The 15,602-nt window shown below is 38.6% G+C and carries 17 protein-coding genes; 13 read left to right on the forward strand and 4 right to left on the reverse strand.

The annotated features are described in order from the left end of the window. The first annotated feature begins 15 nt into the window (after nucleotides 1-15). Genes ABD000_RS08700 through bioA form a run of 3 tightly spaced genes read left to right on the forward strand, consistent with a single transcriptional unit; the run spans nucleotide 16 to nucleotide 3,217 of the window. Nucleotides 16-1,290 carry an aminotransferase class I/II-fold pyridoxal phosphate-dependent enzyme gene (locus tag ABD000_RS08700; protein ID WP_343766091.1) on the forward strand — a complete coding sequence of 425 codons (1,275 nt, stop codon included), beginning with the start codon at nucleotides 16-18 and terminating at the stop codon, nucleotides 1,288-1,290. Beyond that, nucleotides 1,287-1,919, forward strand: a complete 633-nt coding sequence (bioD, locus tag ABD000_RS08705) for a dethiobiotin synthase (RefSeq protein ID WP_343766093.1) — start codon at nucleotides 1,287-1,289, stop codon at nucleotides 1,917-1,919. Before ABD000_RS08700 ends, bioD begins: the two co-directional genes overlap by 4 nt. Beyond that, nucleotides 1,916-3,217, forward strand: coding sequence for an adenosylmethionine--8-amino-7-oxononanoate transaminase (gene bioA, locus ABD000_RS08710; protein WP_343766095.1), 1,302 nt, complete (start codon nucleotides 1,916-1,918; stop codon nucleotides 3,215-3,217). Before bioD ends, bioA begins: the two co-directional genes overlap by 4 nt. Here the strand turns inward: bioA and ABD000_RS08715 are convergent. Beyond that, on the reverse strand, nucleotides 3,177-3,602 hold the full coding sequence (locus tag ABD000_RS08715; RefSeq protein ID WP_343766097.1) for a cytochrome c oxidase assembly factor Coa1 family protein: 426 nt from the start codon (nucleotides 3,600-3,602) through the stop codon (nucleotides 3,177-3,179). The genes bioA and ABD000_RS08715 overlap by 41 nt on opposite strands. Before the next feature lie 222 nt (nucleotides 3,603-3,824). Here ABD000_RS08715 and ABD000_RS08720 point away from each other — a divergent pair, with 222 nt between their 5' ends. Together ABD000_RS08720 and bioB are read left to right on the forward strand one after the other, a co-directional pair. Continuing rightward, nucleotides 3,825-4,979 carry a beta-ketoacyl synthase N-terminal-like domain-containing protein gene (locus ABD000_RS08720; protein ID WP_343766099.1) on the forward strand — a complete coding sequence of 385 codons (1,155 nt, stop codon included), beginning with the start codon at nucleotides 3,825-3,827 and terminating at the stop codon, nucleotides 4,977-4,979. A 157-nt stretch (nucleotides 4,980-5,136) separates the two neighbouring features. After that, nucleotides 5,137-6,219: a biotin synthase BioB gene (gene bioB / locus ABD000_RS08725; RefSeq protein ID WP_343766101.1), complete on the forward strand. Its 1,083-nt coding sequence runs from the start codon at nucleotides 5,137-5,139 to the stop codon at nucleotides 6,217-6,219. Between the two features lie 156 nt (nucleotides 6,220-6,375). On the opposite strand, the gene ABD000_RS08730 is transcribed toward bioB, so the two are convergent. From ABD000_RS08730 to ABD000_RS08740, 3 genes are all read right to left on the reverse strand, one after another. Continuing rightward, nucleotides 6,376-6,855, reverse strand: coding sequence for a regulatory protein RecX (locus tag ABD000_RS08730; RefSeq protein WP_343767299.1), 480 nt, complete (start codon nucleotides 6,853-6,855; stop codon nucleotides 6,376-6,378). Nucleotides 6,856-6,935: 80 nt separating this feature from the next. Then, a complete protein-coding gene (locus tag ABD000_RS08735; RefSeq protein ID WP_343766104.1) occupies nucleotides 6,936-8,474 on the reverse strand; it encodes an Rne/Rng family ribonuclease in 1,539 nt (512 codons plus the stop codon). Between the two features lie 283 nt (nucleotides 8,475-8,757). Then, the gene (locus ABD000_RS08740) at nucleotides 8,758-9,048 is read right to left on the reverse strand and encodes an HU family DNA-binding protein (RefSeq protein ID WP_343766106.1); all 291 of its coding nucleotides are present in this window, start codon (nucleotides 9,046-9,048) and stop codon (nucleotides 8,758-8,760) included. A gap of 124 nt (nucleotides 9,049-9,172) precedes the next feature. On the opposite strand from ABD000_RS08740, the gene mutY reads away from it, so the two are divergent. From mutY to ABD000_RS08780, 8 genes are read left to right on the forward strand one after another with little or no spacing between them, the layout of a single operon-like run. Continuing rightward, complete coding sequence (mutY, locus tag ABD000_RS08745; protein WP_343766108.1) at nucleotides 9,173-10,234, forward strand: A/G-specific adenine glycosylase; 1,062 nt, start codon at nucleotides 9,173-9,175, stop codon at nucleotides 10,232-10,234. A gap of 41 nt (nucleotides 10,235-10,275) precedes the next feature. After that, the gene (locus tag ABD000_RS08750; protein ID WP_343766110.1) at nucleotides 10,276-10,659 is read left to right on the forward strand and encodes a hypothetical protein; all 384 of its coding nucleotides are present in this window, start codon (nucleotides 10,276-10,278) and stop codon (nucleotides 10,657-10,659) included. Then, nucleotides 10,659-11,399 (forward strand): 23S rRNA pseudouridine(2604) synthase RluF, encoded by a 741-nt coding sequence (rluF, locus tag ABD000_RS08755; RefSeq protein WP_343766112.1) that lies wholly within the window; start codon nucleotides 10,659-10,661, stop codon nucleotides 11,397-11,399. Before ABD000_RS08750 ends, rluF begins: the two co-directional genes overlap by 1 nt. Then, a complete protein-coding gene (locus ABD000_RS08760; RefSeq protein ID WP_343766115.1) occupies nucleotides 11,399-12,187 on the forward strand; it encodes a class I SAM-dependent methyltransferase in 789 nt (262 codons plus the stop codon). The genes rluF and ABD000_RS08760 overlap by 1 nt, the downstream gene beginning before the upstream one ends. Nucleotides 12,188-12,232: 45 nt before the next feature. Then, nucleotides 12,233-12,691, forward strand: a complete 459-nt coding sequence (locus tag ABD000_RS08765; RefSeq protein WP_343766117.1) for a single-stranded DNA-binding protein — start codon at nucleotides 12,233-12,235, stop codon at nucleotides 12,689-12,691. A gap of 25 nt (nucleotides 12,692-12,716) precedes the next feature. Further along, nucleotides 12,717-14,027, forward strand: a complete 1,311-nt coding sequence (locus ABD000_RS08770) for a gliding motility-associated protein GldE (protein ID WP_425545357.1) — start codon at nucleotides 12,717-12,719, stop codon at nucleotides 14,025-14,027. After that, nucleotides 14,024-14,602 (forward strand): gliding motility lipoprotein GldD, encoded by a 579-nt coding sequence (gene gldD / locus ABD000_RS08775; RefSeq protein WP_343766121.1) that lies wholly within the window; start codon nucleotides 14,024-14,026, stop codon nucleotides 14,600-14,602. Before ABD000_RS08770 ends, gldD begins: the two co-directional genes overlap by 4 nt. Nucleotides 14,603-14,649: 47 nt before the next feature. Continuing rightward, entirely contained in the window at nucleotides 14,650-15,549 is a 900-nt protein-coding gene (locus tag ABD000_RS08780; RefSeq protein WP_343766123.1) for a DMT family transporter, read from the forward strand. The last annotated feature ends 53 nt before the right edge of the window (nucleotides 15,550-15,602 follow it).

A 15,602-nucleotide genomic window follows, 5' to 3' on the forward strand; every position in this document is an offset into this window, starting at 1 on the left:
GTATATTTGCCTACCATGTTTCCTAAAAAACTTCAACGTAAAATTGACCAACGTACCATGCAAGATGCCCTACGTTCTTTGGGAAAACGCTCAGTTCATGTTGATTTTTGCTCAAATGACTATTTGGGATTTTCTGGTGACAAGGAAATTGCACAAAAGGCACATCATCTTTTGCGTAAAAAAGATATTGTACAAAATGGTGCTACAGGATCCAGGCTGCTTAGCGGAAACCACATCTTATATAATGAGGTAGAAAAATATCTTAGTAAAGTACATCAAGCTGATGCTACATTAATTTTTAATTCGGGTTATGATGCTAACCTGGGATTTTTTGGAGCAGTTCCGCAGCGTGGAGATATCATTCTATATGACGAACTTATTCACGCCAGTATTCGCGATGGTATCCAAATGAGTAACGCAAAATCCTATAAGTTCTCGCATAATAATGCGGAAGATTTAGCGCGTAAACTAAAGAAATTTAGGCTTAAAACTAACCTTACAACTGCTACAGAAATCCAAGAAAAATCAATTCATCATAACACTGAAAACCTTGAAAAAGATAATTTTGAAGAGCTTACACTGAGCCAAATCGAAGAGCCTGCAATAAGCATAGTCGAAGTACCCGTACTGAGCGGAGTCGAAGTATACGTCGTTACAGAATCTGTTTTCTCTATGGATGGGGACTCTCCAGATCTTGTCGCGTTTTCAAAGCTGTGTAATGAATATTACGCGCATTTAGTCGTTGATGAAGCTCATGCTGTGGGAGTTTTTGATAATGGTTTGGTGCAACACTACAATCTACATCAGGATATTTTTGCTCGCATCATCACGTTTGGAAAAGCCCTTGGTTCTCATGGTGCAGCCGTTTTGGGGTCAGCCGACTTAATTACCTACCTTATTAATTTTTCCCGAAGTTTTATCTATACTACTGCTCTTCCGCCACATACGCTGGCAACAATTAAAGCTGCATATCATAAACTAGAAACATCTGCAGCGTCGCAAAAGCTACATCAAAATATAGCAATCTTTCAGGATCAAATAAAAAAAAATAAGCTGCAGGGAGTCTATATACAGAGCAACTCTGCCATTCAAACTATTGTCATTTCTGGGAATAAAGAAGTAAAAGAGGCTGCCAGCTACCTTCAACGTAATAACTTTGAAGTTAGTCCAATTTTATCTCCAACGGTTCCCAAGGGAAAAGAACGACTGCGATTTTGCTTACACTCCTATAATACGCAAGAAGAAATTGCCACAGTTCTATCGTTACTAGCTACTTTTGTGAGAACATGACCAAACACACCTTTTTTATTACAGGAATCTCAACCGATGTTGGCAAAACGTTAGTTTCTGCGATCATTACAGAAGCACTCCAAGCCGATTACTTTAAGCCTGTACAAGCTGGGGATATCGAACATGGAGATAAAGAACACGTTGAAAAACTAATTTCAAATGCTAAAACAACAATACATTCTAATGCATTTGAATTACAAACACCCATGAGCCCTCATGCGGCTGCCACAATTGATGGTATCGCATTGAGCGTAAACGACATTAATCGTCCAAAAACAAATAACCATTTGGTGGTGGAAGGTGCCGGCGGACTTTTAGTCCCTCTTAATGAAACCGAAACCATTACAGATTTAATTAAGCCTACAGATAATGTCATTATTGTCTCCAGGCATTATTTAGGAAGTATTAACCACACCCTATTAACGGTGGAGGCGCTCAAGCAACGAAAGTTAACCGTACGCGGGATCATATTTAGCGGTAACGAACATCCTACCACTGAGCATATTATCAAAAAAATGACCGGTCTACCCATTATTGGTCGAGTAGATGATGAGCCTTATGTTGATTCACATGTGGTTCTTGAATATGCTGAGCGCTGGAGAAAAAATTTACAGAAACTTAGTTCATGAGTCTTTCAAAAAGAGATCAAAAGCACTTGTGGCATCCACTTACTCAACACAAAACTTCTGGAGAGATGCTCGCTATGGTAAAGGGAAAAGGTGCTTACCTGTGGGATGAGAAGGGAAATAAATATATTGATGCTATATCCTCATGGTACACCACGGTGTATGGTCATTGCAATGAGGACATCACTCGCAGCGTTGCTGAACAAATGCAAAGCTTAGATCAAGTAGTATTTAGCGGCTTTACACATGCACCTGCAGTTGAATTGTCTGAAGCTCTAATCGGAATTTTACCTTATAATCAAGAGAAATTGTTTTTTTCAGATAATGGATCAACATCTGTAGAGATTGCTATTAAAATGGCGTTACAATACCACTTTAATCAAGGTAAAAAACGAACTGTTTTGGTAGCCTTTGAAGAAGGATTTCATGGAGATACGTTTGGCGCGATGTCGGTTTCAGATCTTTCGATATATAACGGACCTTTTGAAGAATTTTTTCTTGAAGTAAAACGAATTTCGGTTCCCACAGGAGAGAATAATCAGGCAGTACTTCAACAATTAGAAAACCTCATAAAAAGCGAAGCCATTGCAGGTTTTATTTATGAACCTTTAGTGCAAGGAGCGGCGGCCATGAAAATGCACGATGCTGATGGACTATGTCAACTGATTCGCCTCTGTCAAGAACACGATGTTATCACTATAGCAGATGAAGTGATGACCGGATTTGGTAAAACCGGTACTCATTTTGCTTCAGACCACATGTTGAACAAACCAGATATTATGTGCTTGAGCAAAGCGCTTACTGCTGGTTTACTGCCCATGGCGATCACCAGCTGTGCTCAAAAGATTTATGATGCCTTTTACGATGATGAACTAAGGAAAGGTTTTTTTCATGGTCATACCTATACGGCGAATCCATTAGCTTGTCGTGCAGCACTGGCCGGGATAAAATTATTAACTTCAGATCCTATCAAAACAGGAATTAAACATATCATAGCTTCTCACCAAGAATTTGATCAGGAAATCAGGCAGCACCCTATGGTAAAACAAACCCGCCACTGCGGAGTTATTTATGCCATCGATCTCAATATTAACATGTCCCGATATGGGGACTTAAGAAATCAGTTATTTCAATTTTTTATGGACCGGGGAATTTTTCTGCGTCCGTTAGGAAATACGATTTATATATTGCCTCCTTATATAATTTCTAATGATCAACTTACCATTATTTATCAGGCGATTAAGGAGTGTTTAAATCATCCTATATTGAATCAGCGAGATCAACCTCACTCTCTTCTGTAGAGATCTTTAGCGTAGTATATTCCCACACTTCTCCTTTTTTAATGGCATCTATCTGCATCTGACCTTCTGCTTTAGGACCCGAAATAGGACACGTAATCTTTGCAGTATTGACACCATTCTTGCTTATATAGCTAAAATTACCTCCCACTCCATTGATTTCAATTGGTGCGCCAAATAGCTCTAAGGCTATTTCATCCTGATTGACTTTTTCTAAGGCTTGTTGTACAACTTCACTGTCACTCATCATATTCATTGCTCCAAAAATCAGTGACCCAAAAAGGACTATGCCCGCAATGATAACCGTAAGGCATCCCCCTACAGGCACCACCCAGGGCCAGTTTCTTGACCACCAACTTTTTGGCGGAGTAATTAAATCATTATTCATACGTGGCCGTTTAATTGATAAACAAGTTTATATTAAATAAAATCCAAAAACAAACTTACTTGATTGTACATTTTCCTTTTTTACTTTGAAACAAATTTTCTCCGTAGCTATGGTTATGAAAAAAATTAGAACATTTTAAAAAGGTAAAGTTGCTACGCAATTTAGATGGTTTTTGTCATCTATTTGATATGAGAACATTTATTTTTGTTCAAAATCATACGTGTGCTTAAGGAACCTATTGCTATTACAGGATTTTCATCACTTTCCAATCTGGGGTCTCAACCTCAAGAAATATGGGAAAACTATCAGCAGGAAAAAATCTTTTTTTCTTCTTTAGAAGGCGATTTTGTAGGTTCGCTTAACGCGGAAGCTCATCAACAGGTACAAGCTTTACGCTATGAAAATAAACACTACGAAAAATTAGATAAAACTGTTTTGATGGCAGTTTTATCCGGAAGAAGAGCCACACAACAAGCCGGATGGAATACCAGAGATAATTTTGGAATTAACCTAGGGTCCTCACGGGGAGCAACAGCACTTTTTGAAGCCTATCATAAGACGTTCATATTAACAGGAGCGACACCAACCCAAAGCTCCCCACAGACAACACTGGGAAACATTGCTACCTGGGTAGCACAGGACTTAAAGGCTAGAGGACCGGTTATTTCTCACAGTATCACCTGCTCTACCGCCCTGCATGCAATTCTCAATGGTATCGCCTGGATAACATCAGGAATGACAAATAAGTTTTTAGTTGGCGGGAGTGAAGCCCCTCTAACGCCGTTCACTCTGGCACAAATGAAGGCAATGAAGTTATATGCTAATCACCATCATCACAGCTATCCCTGTCGAAGCCTAGACTTCACTAAAAAGCAAAATACCATGGTGTTGGGTGAAGGTGGAGGCAGTATTTGTTTAGAACGAGAAACAAATCAAGCTCAACTTGCCAAAATTATTGGAATAGGTTATGCGGTCGACTCCTTGGAACACGCTGTGTCCATTTCGGCAGAGGCAGACTGTTTTCAGGCTTCGATGAAAATGGCGATGGAAGGCTTGGATAAGAACAGTGTCGATGCAATTGTGATGCATGCGCCAGGCACGATGAAAGGAGACCTTTCAGAAACAAAAGCTATACAACAGGTATTTGGAGATCAGATTCCCTTATGTACTTCTACCAAGTGGAAAACAGGACATACATTTGGCGCATCTGGAGTATTGAGCATAGAGCTGGCATTGTTTATGATGGAACATCAAGAGTTTATTCCGGTGCCTTTTCAAGGAGAATCACCTTATCCCGTAACCCTTTACCGTATTATGGTAAATGCTGTAGGCTTTGGTGGAAACGCTGTTAGTATTTTGTTGGAGCGATCTGCTTAGCTCTTGTTATTTTACTTATTTTTGATCGTAGATGAATCTGGCTTAAGGACCCCGCATTTTGCGGGGCAAGTTTACACGGCATCCCCCCAACTTGATTGGGGGATATAGCGTAAAGCCTGACCCCAATCAAGTTGGGGAAAGCCCACAATAATGCAGCATGCAACATACTCGACATAACTGGACCAAAGAAGAAATTTTAGAGATATACCACACCCCAATGATGGATTTACTCTATCGCGCTGCAACAGTGCATCGGGAGGCGCACGATCCTAATACCGTTCAAGTCTCTACGTTGCTCTCCATCAAAACAGGGGGTTGTCCCGAAGATTGCGGATACTGCCCACAGGCAGCGCGTTATCATACTGATATTGAAGGAAATGATCTCATGAGCGTCAATCAAGTCAAAGCGCAGGCTTTACGTGCAAAAGCAAGCGGAAGTTCACGGGTATGTATGGGTGCTGCCTGGAGGAATGTGAAAGATGGTGAAGAGTTTGATCAGGTGCTTGAAATGGTGCGTACGATTAATAAATTAGACATGGAGGTCTGTTGTACGCTGGGAATGATTACAGAGAATCAGGCGCAACGTTTGGCAGAAGCCGGACTTTACGCCTACAACCATAATTTAGATACGAGTGAAGATTACTATAAAGATGTGATTTCTACGAGGGCGTTTCAGGATCGACTGGATACGATTGATAACGTGCGTAAAACGAATGTAACCGTGTGTAGTGGCGGAATCATTGGTATGGGTGAAAAAGTAGAAGATCGCGCAGGGATGCTGGTCGCATTATCTACTTTAGACCCACAACCTGAATCTGTACCGATCAATGCCTTAGTGGCTGTTGAGGGAACGCCCATGGAGGAAATTGAACCCATTTCTATTTGGGAAATGATACGCATGGTTGCTACTACCCGAATTGTAATGCCTCAAACTCAGGTAAGATTAAGTGCAGGGCGTACTCAAATGACCAGAGAGGGTCAAGCGATGTGCTTTTTTGCAGGTGCGAACTCTATTTTTGCCGGGGATAAGCTGTTGACCACCCCAAACCCTGATGTTAATGAGGATATGGAAATGTTCAAACTTTTAGGACTCAATCCACAAAAACCATTCGTCAAAAAAGCTCAGCCAAAAACAGTAGAGGCATCAGATTCTGTGCATGAGTCAAAAGGAGAAAAACCCCGTTGGACCAGACCAGATCATACCATTGAGCGGAATGAACTGGCGAGAGTGAAGAAGTAAAAGCCTCCACCACTTCGACATAGCTCAGTGCAGGCTTCCAAATGAGGGGAGTTTTTACATCCTACCGTAAAGCAGTCTTGATTCTAACAGTTCCCAACTCGTTGGGAACGGTCTTGATTCTTAATTCTAGAAGCGCACCGGTCTTGATTCCCGTCTCTATTCAACCAATTCATTAATCTTTTCATACACCAGATGAGATTCCCACCCACGATACAGCAAATAGTCGGCAAGTTTCTTTTTCTTTTTATACAGATTTTTTTCTTTGATAGTAGAGAGTTTTTTTTCGGCTAACCAGTGAAGCTTTTCATGGTAGACTGGTTCGCTTATTTCTGTAAGGGCAGCTTTAATGTTGTAGGAAGAGATTTCTCTAAACTTCAATTCGCATACGATCCTGTTTTTACCCCAGTGTTTAATATTGAATTTTCCACGGGCAAATGATCGTGCAAAGCGTTCTTCGTTCAAATAGTTTCCCTCGATGAGCTTACCTAGAATTTGATCTTGCGCTTGTGGAATCAATCCATAATCGCGCATTTTTTGTTTCACCTCTTTATGACAGCGATCCTGATAGGCACAATATTGCATGAGCCTTTGAGTGGCCTCTGCAACAGTGAGGGAACGATTAAAATTAGTTGACATTAAGGCTAAAATACCGCTTAATCTCCAAATGTTCAACCACAAAAAAACCCCCATTTTTAACAAATGAGGGTTTGGTTGATTTAGACAATGACGTTGCCGTCTTTATCATGAAAATGGTACTCAAGATACGTGTAAGCATCTCTGGGTTGGACTTTAACCCACTTTTTGTGTTCTAAAAACCATTTTGACCGGGGCGATGGCATGCCTTTAGTCAAAAATGCGGCGATAAAAGGATGTGCACTTAGCATAATCTTATTATCTCCTTTTTTAATTAGTTTTTGAAGATCAGATTTGATCTTATCAATAATAATAATTGGAGCTTCTACTTCTCCATTTTGATTAGGATCTTCTTCTCTCGTCTTGATGGATCGCTCAGGTCGTACGCGCTGGCGCGTAATTTGAATCAAACCAAACTTACTGGGCGGTAGAATCTTATGCTTTGCAGGATCATCGCTCATTTCTTTGCGTAAATGATCAAACAGGGCGCGTCTGTTTTCAGACCTTCCCATGTCGATAAAATCGACTACAATAATTCCACCCATATCCCGCAATCTAAGCTGGCGCGCAATTTCTGTTGCACTGATCATATTGACCTCCAGTGCAGTATCTTCTTGCGTTTTAGCTTTGTTACTACGGTTACCGCTATTCACATCAATGACATGCATAGCTTCGGTATGCTCAATAACTAGATAAGCTCCCTTGCTCATCGATACCGTACGGCCAAATGTACTTTTAATCTGGCGCTCAATGCCATATTTTTCAAAAATGGGCATCTTAGCATCATGCAATTTTACAATAGACTCCTTAGCTGGAGCAATTTCACTCACATAGTCTTTAATCTGCGAATGAAGCGTCTCATCATCTACAATTACAGATGAAAAGCTATCATTAAAAATGTCCCGTAACATAGAGGACGCTTTATTCAATTCGCTCAATACTCGGGTAGGATGTGGGGCTTTATACAGCTTTTTACACATCGTTTCCCACCGTTGAATGAGGTTTTGAATATCCTGATCCAGATCAGCTACACTTTTACCATCGGCTACGGTTCTAATGATTACACCAAAGCCTTTAGGTCTAATACTTTTTACTAGTCGTTTTAATCGCTCCTTTTCTTCTTTACTATCAATTTTTTGAGAAACTGATATACGATCAGAAAATGGAACCAACACTACATAGCGTCCCGCAAATGAAAGCTCACTGCTTAAGCGAGGACCTTTTGTTGAAATAGGTTCTTTTACAATTTGAACCAATGTAGATTGATTGGATTTAAGGACGTTAGCGATACTTCCATTTTTATCTATATCTTTTTCAAATGGAAAATCCTTTAATGAATAGTCTCTTAATTTACCTGTGCTTACACGTTTTACGAATTTTAATAAGGTAGAAATCTGGGGTCCTAAATCATGGTAATGTAAGAAGCCATCTTTTTCATAACCTACATTAACAAAGGATGCATTAAGTCCCGGTAGTACTTTGCGAATTTTAGCTAAGTAAATATCGCCTACTACAAATTTATTGTCGTTTTCTTCCTTATGTAATTCTATGAGTTTTCCATCTTTTAATAAAGCAAAATCAACAGCAGTCGAACTAGATCGAATAATTAATTCCTTGTTCACACTTCATGGATTTACTCCTGATGATATCATCAGGATGGATTAAACAAAATTTCACAGGGTTTGCCTGTCAAAAAATTCCTTCATTTTTGAAAGAATTCTTATCTTTTCAATGAACGTTTTTAAACTAAAAAAGTAGTATTACACTACTTTTTCTTTTTGTGACGGTTAGCTCTCCGGCGTTTCTTACGCTTATGGGTAGCTACCTTATGTCTTTTTCTTTTTTTACCGCTAGGCATATAATAAGGTTTAAATTAATAATTTGTTTGTGCTTATCAAAGCAGTACTATTTTATATCTACTTTAGTCTTTACTCCTTCGATAAACACTTTAGCAGGTTTAAAGGCGGGAATATTGTGGGCAGGTATTTTTATTGTCGTATTCTTAGAGATGTTACGGCCTGTTTTTTCAGCACGCTTCTTGATGATAAAGCTTCCAAAACCTCTTAGGTAAACGTTATCACCGCCTTCTAATGAATTTTTAACTTCATCCATGAAAGATTCAACCGTCGCTTGTACATCATTCTTCTCTAATCCAAGCTTTTCTGAAATCTTAGCTACTAAATCTGCTTTCGTCATTTTCTATCTTTTTATTACGTATTTTATAAATTTTGAGCGGGCAAATATAAGAATTTATTCCCCAATAACTAAGCCCAACTCTTTAAATATTAACGCGATAAAGTTTTAATATTGCCTAAAGCCTATGAAGAATAAAAATTTTACTAAAACATTGATTAAATGGTATTTAGCCAACAAGAGAGATTTACCCTGGCGTAATACTAACGACCCGTATCGTATTTGGCTTAGTGAAATTATGTTACAGCAAACAAGAATTGCACAGGGGCTTCCTTATTATTTAACCTTTACCAGGGAATATCCTACCATTTTTGATCTTGCTAATGCTCCACAAGATGACGTACTTAAATTGTGGCAGGGATTGGGATATTATTCCAGAGCCAGAAACCTTCATAGCACCGCAAAAAAAGTAGCGTTTGAAATGAATGGTGTCTTTCCAAACGACTACCAGGGATTGCTTAAACTAAAAGGGATAGGAGATTACACCGCAAGCGCCATCGCATCGATCTGTTATGATGAGCCTGTAGCAGTGGTTGATGGTAATGTTTACCGTGTATTGGCACGATATTTTGGGATAGTTCTACCTATTAACAGTGGCGAAGGAATTAAAGCATTTAAATCGCTGGCGATGGAATTGATTGATCCTAAACAGCCGGGAACCTATAATCAGGCCATTATGGAGTTTGGTGCGATGCATTGTAGCCCTAAGCTTCCGCTGTGTCATGAGTGTACATTAAGAACGAGTTGTTTCGCTTACGCGGAAAATAAAGTAGGAGAGCTCCCGGTGAAACTAAAAAAACAAAAAATAACGATAAGACATTTTAATTACTTAGTGTTTCTTTCCGAAGAGAATAGAACCTTACTACAGCAACGCACTTCTAAGGGAATATGGCAGGGATTGTACGAGTTTCCTTTAATTGAAACAGAACAAGAAGTTTTTACCGAAGATTTGATCCTGACAGAAGATTTTCAAAAACATACCCATCATCTTGATCCTGAAATTAGACTGTATAACAATAAACCCATTAAACATATATTATCACACCAACATATTTACGCAAAGTTTTGGATATTGAGCACAAAAAGGCTCATCAAATCAAGCATACATATAAACAGTTTGACAGAATATCCTGTGCCCGTTCTTCTTGAAAAATTTATTAATGTATTTTTGCAGAGTGATTACGACTAATGTGATCATATCTCTGGTAAAATCAGACTAAAATCTTATCTATGAAAACCTTATTGACTGTACTTTGTTTGATGGTAAATATAATTTCATTTGCTCAAAATGATAAAGAGTTAATTGGAACCTGGCAATCTAATGAAAGTGAAGACATGCCAACCATTTCTTTTCAAAGTAATGGGAATCTCATCTTTAATTCATCCAATAAATCACTTGAAAAAATCAATACAACAACCTATGCTGTTTTAAATGAGGGCCCGATTTTTAAAGTAGATTTTATTTTTAAAACCAGTGGCAGTAATGTTACAAGAACAATACCTTGTTTGATTAAAATTGAAAACGATAATACCATGATTTTAGCAACGGGTATTGGAACTGATCGTCCCACTTCTTTTCACAAAAATAATAGTGTGGTGTATAGAAAATCGTAATGAGCTCTGCTAATAAACGAGAAGTAAGGATCAATAAATATTTAAGTGAGGTAGGCTATTGTTCGCGACGTGCCGCCGATAAACTCATCGATCAGGGTCGTATTACCATTAATGGAAAAGTCCCCGAAATGGGTACAAAAGTAACTCAAGATGATGTCGTTCGTGTAGATGGTGAACTTATTATCGAAAAAAAAGAACGTCCTGTTTACATTGCATTTAACAAACCCCGCGGGATCGTTTGTACTACAGATACACGGGTAGAAAAAGATAATATCATTGACTATATCAACTACCCCAAACGAATATTTCCTATTGGTCGTTTAGATAAACCTAGTGAAGGTCTGATTCTACTGACTGATGATGGCGATATCGTGAATAAAATTCTGCGCGCGCGCAATAATCATGAAAAAGAATACATTGTAAGTGTAAGCAAATATATAACCCCAGATTTTATTGAGAAAATGGCTAATGGCGTGCCTGTTTTGGATACCGTGACCCGTAAGTGTGAGGTAGAGCAAATCGACAAGAACACTTTTAGAATAGTATTGACACAGGGACTCAACAGGCAGATTAGACGCATGTGTGAGTATTTAGGGTATGAGGTAATGTCGCTTAAACGCATACGAATCATGAATATCCAACTGGATGTGCCCGTAGGGAAGTACCGGGATCTGACTGGTGCAGAATTGAAGGGGCTAAATAAGCTCACAGCAGACTCGTCAAAAACCATTGATGAGTAATGGATTATCTAAAGATCAATAAAGCATTGTGGAATCAGCGTACAGCTGCGCATGTAATCTCAGGTTTTTATGATGTACCCGCTTTTTTGGCAGGTAAATCTTCGCTCAATCCTATTGAGCTAGAGCTATTAGGAGATATCAATGGAAAATCGATCCTTCATCTACAATGCCATTTTGGTCAGGATTCAATTTCATTAAGCCGAATGGGAGCCAATGTTACCGGCGTTGATTTTTCTAATGAAGCCATCAAAAAAGCAAGAGAACTAGCAGAAAAAGCTCAAACAAATACTACATTTATAGAGAGTGATATATACAGATTACCCGAAAACTTGACAGAATCTTTCGATATTATTTATACAAGTTATGGCGTTATAGGATGGCTACCAGATCTTGATCGTTGGGCTAAGGTAATCAGCCATTTCTTAAAGCCCAATGGCAAACTTGTTTTTGCAGAATTTCATCCACTCATCTGGATGTTTGATGATAGCTTTGAACATATCAGCTATTCTTATTTTAATCGAAAAGAAATTATAGAGATTGAAGAAGGTTCTTATACTGATCAAAGCGAAACAGTAAAAGGACAAAGCGTGACGTGGAATCATAGCTTAGCTGAAGTTTTTTCGTCACTTAAAGCAAACAATATGACGATAGATCAATTAGCAGAGTATGATCATTCACCCTACAATTGCTTAAAAGGAATGGTTGAATTTGAACCGGGAAAGTGGCGTATTGCAAAGTTTGGAGATAAAATACCATTGGTTTATGCGCTTACCGCTTTGCGCAAGTAACTCATCCTTTTTTACTACCTTTGTAGACTATTTAAGAATAAGATTATGGCGGGTACAATTAATAAAGTGATTCTTATTGGACATACGGGAGATGACGTAAAAATGCATTACTTTGAAGGTGGTGGTTCTTTAGGAAGATTCCCCTTGGCAACCAATGAGGAATATGTCAATAAGTCCACTGGAGAACGCGTGTCCAATACAGAATGGCATAATGTAGTAGTAAGAAATAAAGCGGCAGAAATTTGCGAAAAATATCTTAAAAAAGGAGATAAGATTTATGTAGAGGGAAGAATCAAAACCAGAAAATGGCAAGATGAAAGCGGGAATGATCGTTATTCTACAGAGATTCACTGCAGGGATTTTACGTTCTTAACCCCAAAAGAGGATCAAAACGTATCTCCGCAAAATCAACAAATGCCGGTCGCACAACCCCAGGCAAAAGTTCAAGAAAATCAACCTGTCCCATCGGTAAATGAGGATGAGGATGACGATCTGCCGTTCTAATCCAGTTTAACTAATATTTCCCTCATTGGATCCTGATCCTGAACATCTATTACTCATTGCAAGCTCAAGCACATATCACTTGCTTAGCATTCTAACATTAGTAGTATTATTAGTTTGTTCTGCCTTAATTTCGGGCGCAGAGGTTGCTTTTTTCTCCTTGACTTCATCTGATTTATTAGAAGAAGATCCGGGGACAAAACGCAAGCAGGTTATTAAACTTCTTGAAAATCCCAATCGCTTACTCGCAACGATTCTTGTTGCTAATAATTTTATTAATATCGCTATCGTTTTGCTTTTTAGCATAGTGAGTGAATCTTTTTTTGCTCAATTAAATACTACATTATTTGGTATTGATCTCCGCTTTTTTTTGGAAGTGGGTGTAGTAACCTTTCTTATTTTGCTTTTTGGTGAAATTCTTCCTAAAGTGTATGCGAGTAGAAATAAATTAAGTTTTTCACATACGATGGCGTTACCACTCACTGTACTGGATAAACTTTTTTACGTCTTCACAAAACCTTTGCGACTTATTTCAGGAAGTATTGAAGAGCGCCTGGGAACACAACGATCTAATTTTAGTATCGATCATTTATCCCATGCGCTAGAATTAACTGATGAAGAAGATACCACAAGTGAGGAGCAGAAAATCCTTAAAGGCATTGTCTCTTTTGGAAATACCGATACACGCCAAGTCATGCAACCCAGAATGGATATTTTTGCGCTCAATGTAGATTTTAGCTATAAAGAGGTGATCGACCAAATCACAGAACGGGGATATTCTAGGATTCCAGTATATGAAGAAAGTGTAGATCAAATCAAAGGGATTTTATACGCAAAAGACTTATTACCCCATTTAAATAAACAGAAGTTCGATTGGAAATCTTTACTAAGAGACCCTTACTTCGTTCCCGAAAATAAAAAACTGGATGACCTCCTCAATGATTTTAAAAATAAAAAAAATCATTTAGCTATTGTAGTAGATGAATATGGTGGCACCAGCGGACTCATCTCGATGGAAGATATCATAGAAGAGATTGTTGGGGATATAAGCGATGAATACGATGATGAGGATGTAATTTTCTCTATGATTGATGAATACACCTATGTCTTTGATGGAAAAACTCAATTAAAAGATTTTTATAAGGTACTTAAGATAGACAATCCACAGATTTTTGAAGAGGCTAAGGGTGATGCAGAAACAATTGCCGGCTTCTTATTGGAAATGGCGAAAGGCTTCCCTAAAAAAAATGAAATACTGCGATTAGAGCCCTATACGTTTACTATTGAAGCTCTAGATAAAAAGAGGATTAAACAGGTTAAAGTAAAAATTGATCGATGAATAAATTAAGCGGGTTCATTCTTAGTGTTTTCGTATTGGTCTCCTGTAATGATGATTACCAACCTAAGCCCAAGGGTTATTTATCGCTGACGTACCCTAATCCCATCTATGAACCTGTTGATGTGGATTGCGCATACCGCTTTGAAAAAAATAAAATATCCATAGTACAACCTTCTAAAAGCAATCAACCCTGTTGGATTAATCTGGAATATCCTGACTTAAAGGGAACGCTTTTTTTAACCTACCGTCCCGTAAAAGATAATTTACGCAGACTATTAATCGATGCACAGCGAATGCCGTTGGAGCATACCACCAAAGCCGACCAAATTGAAGGCAGTAGTTATATCAATGAAGTTCAAAAGGTGTACGGTACGGTGTATGAAATAAAAGGTGATGCCGCTTCTCAAGCACAGTTTTACGTTACTGATAGTGTCAATCATTTTTTAACCGGTGCGATCTACTTTAAAACTGCGCCCAACTACGATAGTATTTTACCGGCGGCAGATTATCTTAAACGGGATATGAAGCATCTGGTAGAGAGCCTGCAATGGAAAAGAAATATAACAGAAAATTAGTACCCGTCTATTTTCAAAACACGACTTTTGGGTTCTAATCGTTCCAAATGCCAAACAGTCAACTCAAATGGGTCTATCTCATTTTACTTTCCATCATCTGGGGTAGCTCCTTCATCCTTATTAAAAAATCACTTGTAGGGTTGAATCCATTGCAATTAGGAGCTTCAAGGATTTTAATGACGGCTGCTGTTCTTTTTGTAGTAGGATTCAATAGCCTCAAAAAAATTAAAAAGCATGAATGGAAATGGGTCGTACTTTCAGGATTTTTAGGAACGTTTTTTCCGGCTTTTTTATTCGCTTACGCGGAAACTGAAATCGATAGTGCAATCGCCTCAATACTCAACAGTAGCGTTCCGCTTTTAGCGCTAATTATTGGTTTTTTTGTCTTTAGCCGAAGCTTAATTAAAAAGCAAGTTATTGGCGTTTTGATTGGGCTTAGTGGATCCATTGCACTAATCCTTATAGGAGCAAATGTAAATCCAGATCAAAACTATTGGTATGCATTGTTGCCTATTCTAGCATCCCTGTTTTACGCTACGAACGTGAATATCATTAAGGCCAAAATGCAGAATATCCCGGCCATGTCCATTGCACTGGGAAATTTTATTGCACTAATCATTCCGGCAATAACCATATTATGGTACACTGATTTTTTTAATGGATCATTTTTATCCAGCGAACAAACACAGATTTCATTGGGTTATCTGGCGTTACTGGCTGTATTTGGGACGGCGGCGGCTAAGGTGATGTTTAATAAGCTGGTGCAGATTAGCGATCCTGTGTTTTCTTCGTCGGTCACCTACCTCATGCCGATCGTTTCTGTAGGTTGGGGATTACTGGATAATGAAAAGTTTACCGCCTGGCAGTTTTTAGCGGCTCTGGTTATTCTAGTTGGAGTGTTTTTGGTGAATAACAATAAAGATAAGCAACAAGAAAAACAGGAGTAAAACTTCGTTTAGACAGATTGAAGTGATTAGAAATATCACGCTAGCGAGATCAA

Source organism: Gangjinia marincola, from assembly GCF_039523415.1.
Taxonomy (GTDB): Bacteria; Bacteroidota; Bacteroidia; order Flavobacteriales; family Flavobacteriaceae; genus Gangjinia; species Gangjinia marincola.

Bases quoted from the DNA above. Each gene is read 5' to 3' on its own strand.
- ABD000_RS08765 (WP_343766117.1), top strand. From the start codon at position 12,233: ATGGCGGGTACAATTAATAAAGTGATTCTTATTGGACATACGGGAGAT.
- bioD (WP_343766093.1), top strand. From the start codon at position 1,287: ATGACCAAACACACCTTTTTTATTACAGGAATCTCAACCGATGTTGGC.
- bioA (WP_343766095.1), top strand. From the start codon at position 1,916: ATGAGTCTTTCAAAAAGAGATCAAAAGCACTTGTGGCATCCACTTACT.
- ABD000_RS08750 (WP_343766110.1), top strand. From the start codon at position 10,276: ATGAAAACCTTATTGACTGTACTTTGTTTGATGGTAAATATAATTTCA.
- gldD (WP_343766121.1), top strand. From the start codon at position 14,024: ATGAATAAATTAAGCGGGTTCATTCTTAGTGTTTTCGTATTGGTCTCC.
- ABD000_RS08700 (WP_343766091.1), top strand. From the start codon at position 16: ATGTTTCCTAAAAAACTTCAACGTAAAATTGACCAACGTACCATGCAA.
- bioB (WP_343766101.1), top strand. From the start codon at position 5,137: ATGCAACATACTCGACATAACTGGACCAAAGAAGAAATTTTAGAGATA.
- rluF (WP_343766112.1), top strand. From the start codon at position 10,659: ATGAGCTCTGCTAATAAACGAGAAGTAAGGATCAATAAATATTTAAGT.
- ABD000_RS08760 (WP_343766115.1), top strand. From the start codon at position 11,399: ATGGATTATCTAAAGATCAATAAAGCATTGTGGAATCAGCGTACAGCT.
- ABD000_RS08730 (WP_343767299.1), bottom strand. From the start codon at position 6,855: ATGTCAACTAATTTTAATCGTTCCCTCACTGTTGCAGAGGCCACTCAA.
- ABD000_RS08715 (WP_343766097.1), bottom strand. From the start codon at position 3,602: ATGAATAATGATTTAATTACTCCGCCAAAAAGTTGGTGGTCAAGAAAC.
- ABD000_RS08740 (WP_343766106.1), bottom strand. From the start codon at position 9,048: ATGACGAAAGCAGATTTAGTAGCTAAGATTTCAGAAAAGCTTGGATTA.
- mutY (WP_343766108.1), top strand. From the start codon at position 9,173: ATGAAGAATAAAAATTTTACTAAAACATTGATTAAATGGTATTTAGCC.
- ABD000_RS08780 (WP_343766123.1), top strand. From the start codon at position 14,650: ATGCCAAACAGTCAACTCAAATGGGTCTATCTCATTTTACTTTCCATC.